Origin of the sequence: Curtobacterium sp. ODYSSEY 48 V2 (assembly GCF_023712625.1) — a bacterium.
GTDB lineage: Bacteria > Actinomycetota > Actinomycetes > Actinomycetales > Microbacteriaceae > Curtobacterium.
In genome coordinates this window covers 95,258-112,069 of sequence record NZ_JAMAXX010000008.1, presented here as the reverse complement: position 1 = coordinate 112,069, position 16,812 = coordinate 95,258, and the positions used below count along the sequence as shown (strand labels likewise).

Annotated in this window: 15 protein-coding genes and 5 tRNA genes; 7 read left to right on the top strand and 13 right to left on the bottom strand. The window is 73.2% G+C overall.

The features are described 5' to 3' along the window. Positions 1–24: 24 nt before the first annotated feature. The 3 genes from M3666_RS13295 to M3666_RS13285 are packed head-to-tail and all read left to right on the top strand — an operon-like array spanning position 25 to position 3,883. The gene (locus M3666_RS13295) at positions 25–1,446 is read left to right on the top strand and encodes an aldehyde dehydrogenase (RefSeq protein ID WP_251155469.1); all 1,422 of its coding nucleotides are present in this window, start codon (positions 25–27) and stop codon (positions 1,444–1,446) included. After that, on the top strand, positions 1,443–2,996 hold the full coding sequence (gene rfaE2 / locus M3666_RS13290) for a D-glycero-beta-D-manno-heptose 1-phosphate adenylyltransferase (protein WP_251155468.1): 1,554 nt from the start codon (positions 1,443–1,445) through the stop codon (positions 2,994–2,996). The genes M3666_RS13295 and rfaE2 overlap by 4 nt, the downstream gene beginning before the upstream one ends. Further along, the gene (locus M3666_RS13285; protein WP_251155467.1) at positions 2,993–3,883 is read left to right on the top strand and encodes a glycosyltransferase family 2 protein; all 891 of its coding nucleotides are present in this window, start codon (positions 2,993–2,995) and stop codon (positions 3,881–3,883) included. Before rfaE2 ends, M3666_RS13285 begins: the two co-directional genes overlap by 4 nt. A gap of 46 nt (positions 3,884–3,929) precedes the next feature. Here M3666_RS13285 and M3666_RS13280 read toward each other — a convergent pair whose 3' ends face one another. The 6 genes from M3666_RS13280 to M3666_RS13255 are packed head-to-tail and all read right to left on the bottom strand — an operon-like array spanning position 3,930 to position 11,943. Further along, positions 3,930–4,586, bottom strand: a complete 657-nt coding sequence (locus M3666_RS13280) for a TetR/AcrR family transcriptional regulator (RefSeq protein ID WP_066654237.1) — start codon at positions 4,584–4,586, stop codon at positions 3,930–3,932. After that, the gene (locus tag M3666_RS13275) at positions 4,583–6,628 is read right to left on the bottom strand and encodes a CocE/NonD family hydrolase (RefSeq protein ID WP_251155466.1); all 2,046 of its coding nucleotides are present in this window, start codon (positions 6,626–6,628) and stop codon (positions 4,583–4,585) included. Before M3666_RS13275 ends, M3666_RS13280 begins: the two co-directional genes overlap by 4 nt. Next, positions 6,625–8,472, bottom strand: coding sequence for an ABC transporter ATP-binding protein (locus M3666_RS13270; protein ID WP_251155465.1), 1,848 nt, complete (start codon positions 8,470–8,472; stop codon positions 6,625–6,627). The genes M3666_RS13275 and M3666_RS13270 overlap by 4 nt, the downstream gene beginning before the upstream one ends. Continuing rightward, complete coding sequence (locus tag M3666_RS13265) at positions 8,469–9,347, bottom strand: ABC transporter permease (protein WP_251155464.1); 879 nt, start codon at positions 9,345–9,347, stop codon at positions 8,469–8,471. The genes M3666_RS13270 and M3666_RS13265 overlap by 4 nt, the downstream gene beginning before the upstream one ends. Further along, positions 9,344–10,345 (bottom strand): ABC transporter permease, encoded by a 1,002-nt coding sequence (locus M3666_RS13260; RefSeq protein WP_209682659.1) that lies wholly within the window; start codon positions 10,343–10,345, stop codon positions 9,344–9,346. Before M3666_RS13260 ends, M3666_RS13265 begins: the two co-directional genes overlap by 4 nt. Further along, entirely contained in the window at positions 10,342–11,943 is a 1,602-nt protein-coding gene (locus tag M3666_RS13255) for an ABC transporter substrate-binding protein (protein ID WP_251155463.1), read from the bottom strand. The genes M3666_RS13260 and M3666_RS13255 overlap by 4 nt, the downstream gene beginning before the upstream one ends. A 249-nt stretch (positions 11,944–12,192) precedes the next feature. Here M3666_RS13255 and M3666_RS13250 point away from each other — a divergent pair, with 249 nt between their 5' ends. Together M3666_RS13250 and M3666_RS13245 are read left to right on the top strand one after the other, a co-directional pair. After that, the gene (locus tag M3666_RS13250; RefSeq protein ID WP_066654225.1) at positions 12,193–12,786 is read left to right on the top strand and encodes a molybdopterin-dependent oxidoreductase; all 594 of its coding nucleotides are present in this window, start codon (positions 12,193–12,195) and stop codon (positions 12,784–12,786) included. Further along, on the top strand, positions 12,783–13,580 hold the full coding sequence (locus tag M3666_RS13245) for an FAD-binding oxidoreductase (RefSeq protein WP_235426589.1): 798 nt from the start codon (positions 12,783–12,785) through the stop codon (positions 13,578–13,580). The genes M3666_RS13250 and M3666_RS13245 overlap by 4 nt, the downstream gene beginning before the upstream one ends. Positions 13,581–13,664: 84 nt before the next feature. Here the strand turns inward: M3666_RS13245 and M3666_RS13240 are convergent. Beyond that, positions 13,665–13,736: transfer RNA gene (locus M3666_RS13240), tRNA-Gly, on the bottom strand. A gap of 291 nt (positions 13,737–14,027) precedes the next feature. Here M3666_RS13240 and M3666_RS13235 point away from each other — a divergent pair. Beyond that, the gene (locus M3666_RS13235) at positions 14,028–14,234 is read left to right on the top strand and encodes a hypothetical protein (protein WP_066654223.1); all 207 of its coding nucleotides are present in this window, start codon (positions 14,028–14,030) and stop codon (positions 14,232–14,234) included. A 58-nt stretch (positions 14,235–14,292) separates the two neighbouring features. Here M3666_RS13235 and M3666_RS13230 read toward each other — a convergent pair whose 3' ends face one another. The 6 genes from M3666_RS13230 to M3666_RS13205 all read right to left on the bottom strand — a co-directional run bounded on the left by M3666_RS13230 (position 14,293) and on the right by M3666_RS13205 (position 16,266). Beyond that, on the bottom strand, positions 14,293–14,628 hold the full coding sequence (locus tag M3666_RS13230) for a hypothetical protein (RefSeq protein WP_251155462.1): 336 nt from the start codon (positions 14,626–14,628) through the stop codon (positions 14,293–14,295). Then, positions 14,625–15,116 (bottom strand): hypothetical protein, encoded by a 492-nt coding sequence (locus tag M3666_RS13225; RefSeq protein WP_066654219.1) that lies wholly within the window; start codon positions 15,114–15,116, stop codon positions 14,625–14,627. The genes M3666_RS13230 and M3666_RS13225 overlap by 4 nt, the downstream gene beginning before the upstream one ends. After that, the gene (locus M3666_RS13220) at positions 15,113–15,670 is read right to left on the bottom strand and encodes a hypothetical protein (protein ID WP_251155461.1); all 558 of its coding nucleotides are present in this window, start codon (positions 15,668–15,670) and stop codon (positions 15,113–15,115) included. The genes M3666_RS13225 and M3666_RS13220 overlap by 4 nt, the downstream gene beginning before the upstream one ends. A gap of 248 nt (positions 15,671–15,918) precedes the next feature. Continuing rightward, positions 15,919–15,993: transfer RNA gene (locus M3666_RS13215), tRNA-Val, on the bottom strand. Between the two features lie 45 nt (positions 15,994–16,038). Beyond that, a tRNA-Cys gene (locus M3666_RS13210) sits at positions 16,039–16,112 on the bottom strand. 82 nt (positions 16,113–16,194) lie between these two features. Beyond that, positions 16,195–16,266, bottom strand: a tRNA-Gly gene (locus M3666_RS13205). 415 nt (positions 16,267–16,681) lie between these two features. Between M3666_RS13205 and M3666_RS13200 the strand changes: the two genes are divergently transcribed. Beyond that, a tRNA-Val gene (locus M3666_RS13200) sits at positions 16,682–16,754 on the top strand. The last annotated feature ends 58 nt before the right edge of the window (positions 16,755–16,812 follow it).

Genomic DNA, 16,812 nt, shown 5'->3' with positions numbered 1-16,812 from the left:
TACGCCCGTCTCCGGAAGGACACCATGACCCTCGCCACCCCGTCAGCGACCGCGACCGACACCGACCACATGGTCGTCACCGACCCCGTCGACGGGTCGATCGCCACGACGACCCCGCGCTCCACGAGCGAGGACGTCGCGAACGCTGTCGCGCGCGCACGGGCGGCCGCACCCGCGTGGGCGCGCACCGCACCGGCGGAGCGCGGAGCCCTGCTGCACGCAGCAGCAGCGCACCTCCGTGACCACGCCCAGGAGCTCGCCGACCTGAACACCCGCGAGACCGGGAAGGTGCCCGGCGACGCGATGGGCGGCGTGCAGGCCGGCATCGGGACGCTCGTGCAGTACGCCGAGCTCGGCCCGGTCCACCGCGGCGAGGCGCTCCGCGGGCAGTTCGGTGCGGCCGACTGGTCGGTCCCCCACCCCCGCGGCGTGGTGCTCGCCCTGACGCCGTGGAACGACCCGGTGGCCGTGGCGCTCGGGATCCTCGGTGCCGCGCTCGTCACCGGGAACACCGTGGTGCACAAGGGCAGCGAGCGGTGCCCCGGCACGATCGCCCGGCTGAACACGCTGCTGGCCGAGGTCCTGCCGGAGGGCGTCCTGGTGGGCGTCGACGGTGACGCCTCGACCGGCGAGGCGCTGCTCGAGCAGGACGGCATCGACGTGTACGCCCACGTCGGCTCCACCGCCACCGGCGACCGCCTCTCCGAGGTCGCCGCGAGCACGCGCGCGCACGTCATCCGCGAGAACGGCGGCAACGACGCGGTCGTCGTGGACGCCGACGTGGACCCCGCGTGGGCCGCCGCACAGGTCGCGCTCGGCGCCTTCGCGAACACGGGTCAGATCTGCACGAGCGTCGAGCGCGTCTACGTGCACCGCGATGTCGCCGAGGAGTTCACCGCGGCGCTCGTCGCCGAGGCGGAGCGACGGACGGCATCGCCCGCCGCCGAGTTCGGTCCGCTCGTCGACGACCGGCTCCGCGGCACGGTGCAGGCGCACGTCGACGACGCCGTGCAGCGCGGCGCCACCGTGCGCACTGGCGGGACGACGCCCGGCGGTGTCGGCACGTTCTACCCGGCCACCGTCCTGACCGACTGCACCGACGACATGGTCGTGATGACCGAGGAGACCTTCGGTCCCCTCGCACCGGTCCGCGTCGTCGAGTCGTTCGACGAGGGCCTGCGCCTCGCCGCGGCCGACCGGTACGGCCTCGCCGCGACGGTGCTCACCGGCGACACCGGTCACGCCCTCCGCGCCGCAGCCGAGCTCCCCGTCGGCACCGTCAAGGTGAACGCGGTGTTCGGCGGCGCACCGGGCGGCAGCGCCCAGCCGCGCGGGGCCTCGGGCGCCGGCTTCGGCTACGGCCCGCGCCTGCTCGACGAGATGACGACCACCACCGTCGTGCACCTCGAGTCCGCCCCCGCACGCACCACCGGAGGAACCCGATGACCGCCGACGTCCGTCTCGTCCGCGACCTGGTCGCCTCGGTCGACGACCGCGAACCGCTCGTCGTCGTCATCGGCGACTGCATCCTCGACCGCTGGACCGTCGGGGAGGCCGAGCGCGTCTCCCGCGAGGCCCCGGCGCCCGTGGTCCGTGTGACCGAGACGGTCGCCGTCCCGGGCGGCGCCGCGAACACGGCGGTGAACGCCCGCGCCCTCGGCGCCCGTGTCCGCATGGTCGGACTCATCGGTGACGACGAGTCCGGACGCGTCCTCCGCGACCGGCTCGAGACCGCCGGCGTCGACACGACCCACCTGGTCGAGGTCGCCGGTGCCCGCACCACCACGAAGTCGCGGGTGGTCGGCGGCGACCGCGTGGTCGTCCGCGTCGACGAGATCGCGGCGACGCCGGACGCGCACGCCGGTAGCCGCCTCGGCGAGGCCGTCGCCCGCGCCGTCCGGGGCGCCGACGCCGCCGTGGTGTGCGACTACGGCCTCGGCGTGCAACCCGAGGACGTCGTGCCCGTCCTCGACCGCGACCGCCCCGGTGCCGTCGTCGTCGATGCCCACGACCTGACGCGGTGGGCCGACCTGCACCCCGACCTGGTCACCCCGAACGCCGGCGAGACCGCCGGCCTGCTCGGTCGCGACCTCGGAGCCGGCTCGGCCCGGGTGCCGGTCGTCGTGGACGCCCGGCAGGAGGTCCTCGCCCGCAGCGGCGCCCGTGCGGCGGTCGTCACCCTCGACCGCGACGGCACCGTCCTGCTCGAGCCCGGCGCGGACCAGGCCTTCCGAACCCGCGCGACGCCGGCGTCCGAGCAGCAGGCATCCGGCGCGGGCGACACGTTCTGTGCCGCCGCCACGGTCGCCCTGGCCGTGCGTGCTCCGCTCCGTGACGCGATCGCGGTGGCGCAGGCCGCCGCCGACGTCGTGGTCCGCGAGGCGGGCACCTCGGTCTGCACCGCCGCGGCCCTGATCGACTCCGTGACGGCCCCCGCCGCGACCGTGGTCGACCACGACGACCTCGCCCTGGCCGTCGACGCCGCCCGTGCCGCCGGCCGTCGCGTGGTCTTCACGAACGGCTGCTTCGACGTCGTGCACCGCGGGCACACCACCTACCTCCGGCAGGCCCGCGAGCTCGGCGACCTGCTCGTGGTCGCCCTCAACGACGACGACTCGGTCCGCCGGCTGAAGGGTCCGGAGCGTCCGATCAACACCGCCGAGGACCGGGCGGGCGTGCTCGCCGCCCTCGCCTGCGTCGACCTCGTGACCGTCTTCGCGACGGACACCCCGATCCCGCTCATCGAGCGCCTGCGCCCCGAGGTCTACGTCAAGGGCGGCGACTACTCCCCCGAGATGCTCGAGGAGACGGGGGTCGTCCGGGCGTACGGCGGTGAGGTCGTGATGGTCGACTACGTGCCGGAGCACTCGACGACCGCGGTCGTGCGGCGCATCCGCGAGGCCACCGCCGCCGCGGCCGCAGCCGCCGGCACGGCTCCGGCGACCGACACCGCGGACTCCACGGCACCCGCCGTCGAGCCCGACCCGGCACCGTGACCGCCGCCCGCTGGTCCGGTGCCTGGGCACGCCCCCGGACGGACGACCGCGGTCCGGCCGAGGTCGACGTCCTGGTGCCGACCGTCGGGCGGCCGGCCGAGCTCGCGACGACGCTCGCCGGGCTCGCGGCACAGACCGACGTCGACCTGCGCCTGGTCCTCAGCGACCAGTCAGCGGGCCAGGACGCCGCCTCCGAACCGGCGGTGGCCGCGATGCTCCGCGTCCTGGAGGCACAGGGCCGTCCCGTCACGCTCCTCGCCCACCCGGAACGGCGTGGTCTGGCGGAACACCGCCAGCACCTCCTCGACCACGCGACCGCTCCCGCGGTGCTCTACCTCGACGACGACGTCTGGCTCGAACCGGGCACCGTCCGCCGGATGCTCGACGCGCTCCGCGACCTGGGGTGCGGCTTCGTCGGCAGCGCCGTCCAGGGCCTGTCGTACCTGGAGGACCGTCGACCGCACGAGACCGCCGTGTTCGAACCGTGGGACGGCCCGGTCGTGCCCGAGGTCGTGCGCCGCGGGACGCCCGGCTTCGACCGACTGTCGCTGCACAACGCCGCGAACCCGGCACACGTCGCAGCGGAGCTCGACGTCGAGACCGGAGGGTGGGTGCCCTACCGGGTCGCCTGGGTCGGCGCGTGCGTCGTGTACGACCGTGACGCCCTCGAACAGGTGGGGGGCTTCCGGTTCTGGGACGCCCTGCCCCCGCAGCACTCCGGCGAGGACGTCGTCGCGCAGTGGCGGGTGATGGAGCGCTTCGGCGGCGCGGGCATCCTGCCGTCCGGCGCCGTGCACCTCGAGAGCCCGACCACCGTGACCGATCGCCGGGTCGACGCTCCCGACGTCCTGTTCGACGACCACGAGACGAGCACGCACCGGCGCTGACCTGCTCCGGCGCTGACCCGCTCCGGCGGAGCAGGACCGGGGCACGTCAGCCCTCGTCGGGGGTCCCCTGCCCCGCGCCCGCGATCGTCGCCGCGTCGATCCCCAGCTCCTGGGACAGGAACCGCCACATCCACGCGAGCGCGACCGCGTTGGTGAGGGTCGGGACGCCCTGCGCGATCTGCGTCGCGACACCGTCGCTGTAGGCCGCGAGTCGCAGCGCCACGACCTCCGGGCCGTCCTCGGTGTGGAACACGCCGTCGGCGAGCCCACGCTCGACCACACGGACGAGGCACGCCTCCCACACGCGGATCCGTTCGGCGTACTCCGCTGCGACCTCCGGCCGTCGGGCGACGGCGGTCCAGTAGTCCGACCAGATGCGCCAGTGCTGCCGGACCTGCTCGGTGTCGCCGAACAGTGGTCCGACGAGCATCCGGAGTCCGACCACGGGGTCCGGCTCGGCGTCCACCGCGGCGACGATCGCACCGTAGAAGCGCTCCGTCTCGAGCACGACGACCTCGTTGAGGATCTCCGCGACGCTGCCGAAGTGGTAGGTCACCGTGCCGACCGACACGTCCGCCGCCGCCGCGATGTCGCGGAGGCCCGTCGCGCCGACGCCGCGCTGCACGATGACCGCGCGCGCCGCGTCGACGATCATCGCCCGGCGCACCTCCGGACGCTGCCGGACGCGGGAGGCCCCGGTCACGCCGACGTCCTCGGGACCTCGTCGGTGAAGGTGTGCTCGGCGACGAGCACCTCGGGCGCTCCGGTCGCGCCGTCGCGGGCCCAGGCGCGCACGGTGTTCACCAGGTGGAAGGCGTCGGCCGTCGCGGTCACGTCCGACGTCGTCTCGACCCGTGCTGCCCACTCCGGCTGTTCGAGACCGATCGCCCAGCGCGAGGTGGCACGAGCGCTCGTCGGGTCGTCCTGTCGGATCCGGTACGTCTCGCGCGCGTCCTCGGTGAAGACGAGCCCGTCCGGGTAGACGCGGCCGCCGCCGTACCCCGGGTCGACGTCGAGGGTCCACTCCCCCGTCTCCACGTCGTGCGTGACGGTCCGCTGCGGCAGCGGGTCGACGGGCGAGGTCCGCTCGATCGCGAGCGGGGTCGACCGGACCGGCTCCTCGAACCGCACACCGTCGTCCGTCGCCCTCGCCCACGTGGGCAGGGTGACGGACGACGCCGCCGGGTCGAGCGTCACGGTCGCCGCGGCACCGTGCGGCCAGACCCAGGGCCAGTACGACGAGGACACCGCGAGCCGCACCCGGTGGCCCGCGGCGAAGCGGTGTCCGGTCGAGACGAGCCGGACGTCCAGCTCGGTCGGCACGCCGGGCTCGAGCGGGTCGGCACGGTCGGCTCCGGCCCGCTTCGCGGCGTTGCACACGCCGCGGGTCACGAGTGTGGAGGACCCGTCCGGCGCGACGTCGCACAGCCGGACCGTGAGCGTCGCCCGCGGGAGGTCGCTCGTCACGGTGAGGCGCACCGTGACGTTGCCGAGGACGTCGAACGCCTCGTCGACGGGCAGGTCGAAGCACACCGAGCGGCCGTCCTCGGCGCGCTGGTCCGGCGGCAGGTCGGTGGCGTTGCCGAACGGGAAGAACCGACCGGCGTCGACACCGGTGTGCTGCGGCGACCGCACGACCACCGGGCCGTCCCCACCACCGCGCAGCAGGTCGAGGGGGACCGTGCGGTCGGCGGAGGCGGTCGACGGCCAGGCCTCGGCGGCGACCCACCGGCCCCGGCGCTCGGCGTAGTGGGTGGCGGGGGCCTCGCCCTCGTTGATCCAGGCGCGGAGGGCCGGGTCGCCCTCGACCCCGGTGTCGACGTCCTTCAGCCACCGGTCCCACCACCGGAGCGTCTCCTGCAGGAACCCGATGGACGGCCCCGGCGCGAGACCGCGGTCCGGGTACTGGTGCGACCACGGACCGACGATGCCCTTCACCGGTGCGTCGACGTGCTCCACCAGGCGGAGCACGGCGTCCCGGTAGGGGTCCGCCCACCCGCCGACCGCGAGCACCGCTGCCCGGATCGCCGAGTGGTCCTCACCCGCGCTGCCGTGCCGCCAGTAGTCGTCGCGCTCCTGGTGCGACAGCCACACGGGGGTCATCGGCCGGTTCCGGTCCAGCCGTGCCCGCCACCGGTCGACCCAGTCCGGCCCGACGACCTCGGGACGCGGCGGTCGCGAGTTGAAGGCGAACATGGTGGCGCCCCAGGCCGTCATGTCGATGCCGAGGACCGCACCGCCGACGTAGTGCACGTCGTTGTCGTACCGGTCGTCGGTCGAGCACACCGTGACGATCGCCCGCAGGGCCGCCGGGGCCCGTGCGGCGAGCTGCAGCGCGTTGAAGCCACCCCACGAGATGCCGAACATCCCGACCGCACCCGAGGACCACGGCTGCGCGGCGAGCCACGCTATGACCGCCTCGCCGTCACGGAGCTCCTGCTCGCTGTACTCGTCGTCGAAGAAGCCGTCCGACGACCCCGTGCCGCGGATGTCGACCCGGACCGACGCGTACCCGTGCTGCGCGTACCAGGGGTGCCGTTCGGAGTCGCGGGGGGCGGTCCAGTCGTCGAGCCGGTACGGCAGGTACTCCAGGAGCACCGGCAGCGGTCCGTCGGGGTCGGCGGGAGCCCAGGTGCGCGCGTGCAGCCGGACGCCGTCGGGCATCGGGATCCACTCGTCCCGGACCGTGACGCCCTCGGGCAGCCGCGGGTCGGGACCGATCGCGGTCAGGTGCGGGGTGCTCATGCGTCCTCCCAGTTCCTCGTGCGGTGTCCGTCGCCGTGGTCCGTCCAGCCCGGGGCGTCCCGCCAGCGCTGCACGCCGTCGCCGACGTCGGGGAGCTCGGTCTGCCCCGGTTCGAGCGTCGCCCGCAGCAGGGTGCGCGTGTACGGGTGGTTCGTCCCGGTGAAGACGCGCTCGGTCGGACCGACCTCGACGATGCGCCCGCCGGTCATCACCGCCACCCGGTCGGCGACGCCCCGCACGACGGCGAGGTCGTGGCTGATGAACAGGCAGCTCAGCCCGCGCTCGCGGCGGAGGTCGTCGAGCAGCGCGAGGATGCCGGCCTGGACCTGCACGTCCAGCGCCGTGGTGATCTCGTCGGCGATCACGAGCCGGGGCTCGGCTGCCAGAGCGCGGGCGATGCCCACGCGCTGCCGTTGTCCGCCGGACAGCTGCGCCGGCAGCCGGTCGGCGTACTCCGGGCCGAGTCCGACCTGCGTGAGGAGTTCGCCGACGCGCGCCCGCGAGGAGCTCCCGGTGAACAGCCGGAGCGGCCGACCGACGGCGGCACCGACGGTGCGACGGGGGTTGAGCGAGGTGTCGGCGTTCTGGAACACGAGCTGCACGGCACGTCGGAGCTCCTGCGACCGCGCCGCGACCGGTTCGCGGAGGTCACCGCGCACCGTGCCGTCGTCGTAGGTGAACGAGCCCGACTCGGCGGGCACGAGGCCGGCGAGGGTCGTCGCGAGCGTGGACTTCCCGCTGCCCGACTCCCCCACGACCGCGAGGGTCTCGCGCGGCGCGATGGCGAACGAGACACCGTCGACGGCGGCCGGCAGGCCGCGTCGGTACCGGACCACCAGGTCCTGGGCGTCGACGACGGGGCGCTCGACCGCCGGCTCGACCGGCGACCCGGGAGGCGCGCTGCCGGTCGCGGTGTCGGCGACCGTCCCGGGGACGCGCGCGTCGCGCCGGGGGCGGTCCGCGCCTCCCGTCCGGCGCTGCTCCGGCCGTCGCTGCTCCGGCCGTCGCTGCTCCGGCCGTCGGCCGTCCGGTACCGCGGCGAGCAACGCGCGGGTGTACTCGTGCTGCGGCGCGGCGAAGAGCGCCGCCGTCGCGGCGTGCTCGACGACCTCACCGGCGCGCATGACGGCGATCTCGTCCGCCATCGCGGACACCACCCCGAGGTCGTGGCTCACGAGCAGCACGGCCATGCCGAGCTCGCGGCCCAGATCGGCGACGAGGTCGAGGACGGCCGCCTGCGTGACCACGTCCAGCGCGGTCGTCGGTTCGTCGAGCACCAGGACGCGCGGGCGCGCGGCGACCGCCATGGCGATGGCGACGCGCTGCTGCTGCCCACCGGAGAGCTGGTGCGGGAAGCGCCGGACGATGGTGTCGGGGTCGGGGAGCCGGACGAGCCGCAGGAGCTCCACGACGCGGTCGGGCCCGTCGGGCTCGCCGTGTGCGCGCAGGGCCTCGCGGACCTGTTCCCCGACGCGCATCGACGGGGTGAGCGCCTGCCCGGCGTTCTGCGCCACCACCGAGGCCGTCCCGCCCCGCAGCGCCCGACGCCCCGCGGCCGAGAGGGCGAAGACGTCCTGACCGTCGACGAGGACGCGGCCGTCGGTGATGCGCGACCCGGCGCGCAGGTGTGCGAGCAGGGTGCGGGCCACGGTGGACTTGCCGCTGCCCGACTCACCGACGAGGCCGAGCGTGCGACCAGCGGCGACGCTGAAGGACACGCCGCGTACGACGGGCACCGTGCGACGCCCGGCGGCGTAGGACACGGCGAGGTCCTCGACGCGCACGAGCGGCCGCTGCTCGGGCTCCCCCGCCTGCGGGCGGTGGACGGTCTGCTGGTCGGTCATGCGCCCGCTCCCTGCTGTGCGCGGTCGACGCCGAGCGACTTGGCCAGCCCGTCGGCGGCGAGGTTGAGGCCGACGACGAGCGTCGCCAGCGCCACGATCGGCGCGAGGGTGCCGAGCGGCACCACGGTCAGCGCCGTCCGGTTCTCCTGCACCATGAGCCCCCAGTCGGGCGTCGGTGGGTTCGCCCCGAAGCCGAGGAAGGACAGCGACGCGACGAGCAGGACGATCCAGGACGCCCGCATGGCGAACTCGACGAGGACGACGTCGAGCACGTTCGGCAGGATCTCACGGAACACGATCGACACGGCGCGCTCGCCGCGGGCGCGGGCCGCGGTGACGTAGTCCTGCGTGATCACCGTCCGCGCGGCACCACGGACGACGCGGGTGACGGCGGGTGCGTAGACGACGGTCACCGCGAGCACGATGACCCAGAGTCCGGCGTCGAAGACGGTCACGACGACGAGGAGCGCGAGGATCGAGGGCACGCTGAGCAGCGCGTCGACCACGCGCATGACGACCTCGTCGAACCAGTTGTCCGCGTACGCCGTGACGCAGCCGACCACGGTACCGACGGCGACGGCGATGGTGGTGGCGAGGAAGGTCACGAGGAGCGCGTACCGGCCGCCGTTGAGCGTGCGCGACAGCAGGTCGCGTCCGTACTGGTCCGTGCCGAGCCAGTGGGCCCAACTCGGGCCGGCGAGCACGTCCGTGGCGTCCGTCGCGACGGGGTCGTGTCCGGCGATGACGGGCGCGAGCACCGCCAGCACGAGGTGCAGGGCGATGAACGCGAGGCCGACGCCGAGTGCCGTCGAGCTGCGGAACGGTGCGACGGCCGCACCGAGGACGCTCCGCGAGCGTGGGGCGACGGCGGTCATGCGTGGGCCTTCCGTGTGCTCCGGACCGGGCGGGTCCGGGTGCGGCGTTGCCGCGTGCGGAGCTTCGGGTCGAGTGCGAGGGCGACGAGGTCGGCCGCGAGGTTGCAGACGACGTAGACGAGGGCGCTCAGCAGCGCGATCGCCTCGATGGTCGGCAGGTCGCGGTTCGAGACCGACTCGAGCATGAGCTTGCCCATGCCCGGGTAGTTGAAGACGTTCTCCACGACCACCACCCCGCCGAGCAGCCAGGCGACGTTGAGCGCGATGACGTTGAGCGTGGGCAGCAGCGCGCTCGGCAGTGCGTGCTTCCACACCACCCTGCGCATCGTCAGGCCCTTGAGCTCGGCGGTGGTCACGAACTCGGACGCCATCACGTCGATGGTCGACGAGCGCGCGGTGCGGAGGATGTAGGCCGCCATCGCGAGCGTCAGCACGACGATCGGCAGCCAGACGGTCGGCAGGAGTTCCGCGACGGTGGCGTCGCTCCCGCGGAGCACGACGGCCGGGAACACCGGCAGGCCGATCGCGAACAGCAGCACGAGGACGGTCGCGACCATGAACTCGGGGACGCTCATCACGAGGAGGCTGACGGTCGAGACGACCCGGTCGGTCGCACGACCGCGGCGGACACCCGCGAGCACGCCGAGCGCGAGCGACAGCGTCACGCCGACCAGCATCGCCGGGAGGGCGATGAGCATGCTGTTCCGGAACGCCGTGAGGAGCGTCGGCGCCACCGGCTCGCCGCTGACGAGCGACGTACCGAAGTCGCCGTGTGCGGCGCCGGCGAGCCACTGCAGGTACCGGAGCCAGACGTTCTCGTCGAGCCCGAGGGTCGCCCGGAGCTGCTGGACCGCCTCGGGCGTCGCGTTCTGCCCGAGCAGCTGCTGCGCGACGTCGCCGGGCAGCGCCTGCACCGCGAGGAACACGAACAGTGACGCGAGGACCACCGTCAGCACGGCGATGCCGAGTCGACGGAGGGCGGGGACGAGGACGTTCATCGGCGCAGTCCGATCCGGAGCCAGTCGAACTCGAAGCCGTACTCCGAGTAGTTGACGACGTCGCGGGACAGCCCGACCAGGCGGTCCCCGAACATCGGGGTCATGTCGGCGCCGTCCTCGACGACGAGCCGCTGGGCGTCCTGGTAGAGCGTCCGGCGCTTCGCGTCGTCCATCTCGGCGCGGGCGTCGTCGAGGAGCGTGTCGAAGGTCGGGTTCGACCAGGCGCTCTCGTTGTAGGAGGATCCGGTGCGGAAGATCTGGTTGAGCAGCTGGTCGATCGGTCGCCCGGTGAACCAGTAGCTCACCATGAGCGGCTTCTGTATCCAGATCTGGGTGTAGTAGGAGTCGGCGCTCGCGTTCCGGATCGTCAGCCGGATGCCGGCGTCGGCGACCGCGTCGCGGTAGGCCACCGCCATCGGGGTGAAGACCGACTCGTAGGACGACGTGTAGATGGACGTGCGGAGTCCCTCGGCACCGGCGGCCCGGAGCAGTGCGCGCGCCTTGTCCGGGTCGTGTTCGCGGTGCTCGTCGACGAAGGCGGCGAGCTGCGGCGGCACCGGGTTGTCCCAGCCGGGCGCCCCCGTGCCCTGCAGGGCCGTGTCGACGATCGTCCGCGGATCGTACGCGAGCTTCATCGCCTGTCGGACCCTCGGGTCGGCGAACTCGTCGCTCGTCGCGAGCATCGGGATCGTGTACCACTGCGCGTTCGTGGAGCGGGCGATCGTCGCGCGGTCCGAGGCCGCGACGACCCGGGCGGTGGCGAAGTCGAGGTTCGTCTGCGAGATGAGGTCGACCTGGCCCGCGAGCAGGGCGTTGACGCGCGCGGTGGTGTCCTGGACGGAGAAGAAGTCGATGCCGTCGAGCGTCGGGCGGCCCGCGAAGTGGTCCTCGAACGCCTCGACGCTCCCGGCACCGGCGGGCGTGAAGGACGAGAGGCGGAAGGGACCGGTGCCGATGCCCGTCCGGCCGATGTCCGCGACGGCGCCCGCCGGCACGATGTAGCACTGGTAGGCGGTGAGCAGCGACGGGAACTCGGCGTTCGGCTTCGTGAGCGCGAACCGGAGCGTGTACGGGTCGACCGCGGTCATCGACGAGGTGTCCATGACCTCACCGAGGACCCCGGCCTGCGGCGACGCGGTCGCCTCGTCGAGGATGTGCCGGATGCTCGCGATCGCGTCGTCCGCGGTGAACCGTGCGCCGTCGTGGAAGCGCACGCCACGCCGGAGACGGAACGTCCACTCGGTGCCGTCGGCGTTCGCGGACCACTCCTCGGCCAGGTCGGGCACGGTCGTCCCCTGCTCGTCGAGCCTGACCAGCCGGTTGTACAGGGCGCCGAGGTACTCGTAGGCGGACAGCGAGCTGGCCGAGTCGAGTGTCTCCGCGGCGGAGGCAGCGGGGCGTGCCACCCGGAGCCGTCCCCCCGCTCGGGTCGCGCCGGTCGCGGCGGCCTCGGGCAGCGCCGCGGTGCCGGCTGCCGCGCCGGAGCTGCACCCGGTGAGCGTGAGCAGGCCGAGCCCGGCCAGCCCGGCGGCACCGGTCAGCAGTGTGCGCCGGCTGGGACCGCGGACGTCGCGGTCGTCGTGGACGATGGGTTGCATTCGGGGTGACCCCTCCTGGTAATCGTTCCGGTGAACGATAGAGGGAGCCGGCTCGGAGCGCGAGCCCCGCTCCTCGGCCCGACGGCCGCTCGGCGCCCCCTCGATGCCCGTGGGCGCACCGATCCGAGGGCATCGGTACGCTGGTGACGACGCGCTCCAGTGTTTACCGATCCGTTACACGGCGGGTCCGCGGGAGCGCCGGACCGAGCGGGAAGGCGGGAAGCCGCCGCACCGAGACGAGGAGCTTCCATGGCGACGTTCACCCGGGGCTTCGGCGGCCGCCGCGACGACCGCGACGACCCGCGCATCCCGCCCGGACAGACCCTCGTGCGCGACTGGCCGGTACTCTCCGCCGGGGCCACCCCCGACATCGAGCCGGCCGACTGGAGCTTCTCCATCCGCACCGAGACGGGGCTCCGCACCTGGACCTGGGACGAGGTGCACGCCCTCGGCGTCGAGGACGTCACCGTCGACATCCACTGCGTCACCCACTGGACGAAGCTCGACATGCCCTGGCGTGGCGTCTCCCTCGACCGCCTGTTCGCGGACGTCGAGACCTCGCTCGACTTCTGCACGGTGCACAGCTTCGGGGGCTACACGACGAACGTGCCACGCGCCGAGCTGCTCGGTGGACGGTCGTGGATCGCCTTCGAGGCCGACGGCGCGCCCCTCACCCCCGAGCACGGTGGCCCGGCCCGCCTGCTCGTGCCCCACCTGTACTTCTGGAAGAGCGCGAAGTGGGTGCGCGGCATCGTCATGCAGGCCGAGGACGAGCCGGGCTTCTGGGAGAACGCCGGCTACAACATGCACGGCGACCCCTGGAAGGAGGAGCGGTACTGGTGAGCGGTCCCTCCCCCGTCGACGGCCTGGAGGCGCGGACCGCCCCGAGCGCGTCGGCCCCCGCCCGCAGACGGCCGGCCTGGCACGCCGCCACGGTCGCCTCCGTCGCACCGGAGACCCCGGTCGCGCGCCGCATCGTCCTCGACGTCCCGACCTGGCCGGGCAACGACCCGGGGCAGCACCTCGACCTGCGCCTCACCGCCGAGGACGGCTACCAGGCGTCGCGCTCCTACTCGATCGCCTCGTCCGGTGCGGGCACCCGGGTGACGCTCGCGGTCGACCGGGTCGAGGGCGGCGAGGTCTCCCCGTTCCTGGTCGACGCGATCGAGGTCGGCGACGCCCTCGACGTGCACGGGCCCCTCGGCGGGTGGTTCGTGTGGCGGCCCGGTGCGTCGACGAGGCCCGTGCAGCTGATCGCCGGCGGGTCGGGCATCGTCCCGCTGCTCCCGATGGTCACCGCGCACGCCGAGGCCGCCGACCGGACGCCGTTCCGGCTGCTGTACGCCACCCGCACGCCGGAGGACGTGTTCTTCCGCGAGGAGCTCGCGGACGCCCTGCGCGCGGCCGCGCCGCTCGAGGTCACGCACGTGTACAGCCGACGCGCTCCGGAGGGGTCCGACGAACCCGTGGGGCGTCTCACACAGGAGCGACTCGATCGGGCCGTCCTGCCGCCCGGGTCCGGAGCGCTCGTCTACGTCTGCGGGTCGACCCCGTTCGTCGAGCAGGTGCTGCGGTGGCTCGGCGAGCTCGGCCACGACCTGTCCGACGTCCGAGCAGAGCGCTTCGGCGGCGCGTGACAGTCCTGGTCGTCCCGGTTCTCCGAGGAGACCGGGCCTGAGACGACGAAGGCCCTGGTCGGTGACCAGGGCCTTCGTGTTCCGAGCGGATGACGAGATTCGAACTCGCGACCCTCACCTTGGCAAGGTGATGCGCTACCACTGCGCCACATCCGCGTACACACACACTCTACCCCGAACCGTTCCCGCGACCGAGATCCACGGCGCAGCCGGGCGCGTCGCACGCACCGTCGATCGCCGTCGGGTGCGGGATTGCGGGAAACCGCAAGCCTCGGACGCCGACCGATCCGAGCCGCCGTCGGCTCCGGATGCTTCCTCGGTGCCCCGAGTCCGTCCGGGCAGGGCGCCGGGGGCCACCCACCCCTCGTCCGGCCGATCGCGGCGACCCGAACCCTGCGAGCGGCCGGACGGTCCCGGACTCCCAGGCCGACCGGGTTCACTCGGGGCATGAGCTACGTGCACGACAACCCCGGTGGCACCGAGGCACACGGTGTGGACCTGATCGACGGCGACTCGCCGGCCGTCCGCATCCTCGTGCACGGCAACCTGCCGACGACCATCGAGCACGAGGGTCGCACCTGGCTCGCCACGGGCGACGCGCACGACGACGGCGACCCGTCCGCTCCCCCGATCGCGATCTACCGTCCGGTCTGACGAGCACCGTCCGCGCCCGTCGTCGGGCTGGCGTGTCCTGTCAGGCGGGCGTCTTCCGTCAGCCCGGCGCTGTCGCAGCCGTCTGGCTCAGCAGGGCGACCACCGTCAGGTACAGCCCGGAGGAGAGGACCGCCCCGGGCAGCAGGGCGACGACGGCGACCGGGATCGCCCACAGCTGGTGCGCCCCGGGGTTCCCGTCAGGTGGCGTGCTCGCCATGGCGGCGAACGAGGACGCGGAGACGAGCACCGCGAACGCCGCCGTCATGCAGACGATCGGCCACGACCGGTAGCCGCCGGAGAACATCGGGACGAGGAGCGGCAGGAAGAACATCGCCGGAGCAGCGGTGAAGCCGATGCGGGAGACGATCCGGTAGGTCCGCCGGTCATCGGTCACGATCTCCCCGCTCCCCGGAGTTCCGCGACGCTCCCGTCGAAGCAGGTCGACTCCGCGGTCACGCTGTAGCGCTGGGGGAAGGCGTCGAACCCGATCGACGTCACGGGCCCTCCGGCACCGCGGACGCCGAGCAGGGGGTCCGCCGATCCGCTCGCGAAGCGCTCGGTGGTGATCTCGAGTTCGTTCCACTCCTGCTCGACCCGTTCGACGTCAGCGGCCGGGTCCACTCCGTCCGGAGCCGTCCGCTCGACGACGTAGCTCCAGCGAGCTCCGGGCGCAGCGCCGGCACGTTCGCAGTGCTCCGCCGCCGGGCCGCTGTACACGCTCCAGTCCCCGCCGATCGACTCCGTGGTGTGCTCGACCACGTCGACGATCGACCGCTTCGCGTGGGACGCATCCGTCCCGGATCCGCCGGGGTCGGCGCTGCACGCCGTGAGGACCGCTGCGGTCACGACGAGCACGGCGATCCAGCTCGTCCCGCGACTCACCGTTCGTCCCCGAACTCGTCGTCCCGCAGCTCCGAGGCGTTCCCGGGCGCGCACACGCTGACCCCGGACATGCTGTACCGATCCGGCCCCGCATCGAGACCGATGGAGGTCACCGGACCGCTGGTCCCGCGGATGCCGACCCGCGTGCCTGCGCCACCCGTGTCCGTGTCGACCACGTCCGTGCCCGCGTCCTCCCACACCGCACGCACGGCTTCGACGTCACGCTGCCGCCCGGTGGTGGAGCCGGCTCGTTCCGCGATGTAGACGTACCGGACGCGATCCCCGACGTCCTGTCCGCACGGCTCGACCGCCGGGCCACGGTAGACCGTCCAGTCGCCACCGACCGCGGACGTCGACCGCTCGACGAGATCGATGATCGACCGCTTCGCGGTCGCCGCGTCCACCTCGGAGCCGCGCGGTGCCGTGCTCACGCAGCCGGTGAGCACGAGCAGGACGAGTGCCGTGGTCGGACCGAGCAAGGCGGTGCGCTGTGTCCTCGACCCGTCTCTCGTCGTCGTGCCGGCCGCCGCTTCGTCGCGCCGGATCTCCCCCATGTGCTCCCCCTCGTGCGCCCACTGTACGCAGGTCGGTTCGGAGTGAGCAGGCAGGACCGTCAGGCACTCGCCGCGCTCCGGCGGTCCGGCGGTCCACGGACGGACAGTCGAACACCGTCGCCGCGCAGCTACCGGTCGGCGACGGCCACCACGTGGACGATCGCCACGGGCGACGGACGGCCGTCGTCGGGATCCCGTGATCCGACCGCCGGAACGAGAAAACCCCCGCCGAAGCGGGGGTTCTCAGATGGTGGGCGATACTGGGATCGAACCAGTGACCTCTTCCGTGTCAGGGAAGCGCGCTACCGCTGCGCCAATCGCCCAGAGATCTGCTGACCAGGGTCGTGCAGGATCTTGGAGGGTGTTGCTGGAGGTGGGGACGGGATTCGAACCCGCGTGGACGGCTTTGCAGGCCGCTGCCTAGCCTCTCGGCCACCCCACCATCGAGGTTCACGTCTCCGTGAGTACCCGAACGGTGGGATACCCTCTGGTGAGTCGTGGTCGTCCGGGGACTCCCACACTCGAGCGGATGACGAGATTCGAACTCGCGACCCTCACCTTGGCAAGGTGATGCGCTACCACTGCGCCACATCCGCATTTCGGCGACCCGAGGGCCGCTCCTGTCTCTCCGCTGTCGCGGCGACGAGAAGAACTCTATACGAACCGGACGCCTTCCGCCAAAATCCTCCTCGTTCACCGGGCGTGTCCCCCGCGTTCATGCGGATCGCGGGGCTTTTCGAGTGCCCGTTCTTTCCCATGACGGCCGCAGTGCACTGTGGAAACGGGCGTACCTGGTCGTCGCGGAGCACCAGGTACGCCCGTTCCCATCAGGTACGCCCGTTCTCACCCGGCGCCAGCACGCATCAGCACGAGCACCACACACTCGCACCACGCACGAGCACGACGCACCAGGCACCAGGCACCGAGGGCACCCGCGCCACACCCGGGTGACGCGCCGTGTTCGGTGCAGGCCCGAACGTCCGCTACTATCGACTGGCACGCAAGTGCAGGGGGCGATTGGCGCAGTTGGTAGCGCGCTTCGTTCACACCGAAGAGGTCATCAGTTCGAGTCTGGTATCGCCCACGTGCCCATTCAGGGCCTGAAGAACACCCGAGCAGAGCCCGGCGCACACGCGTCGGGC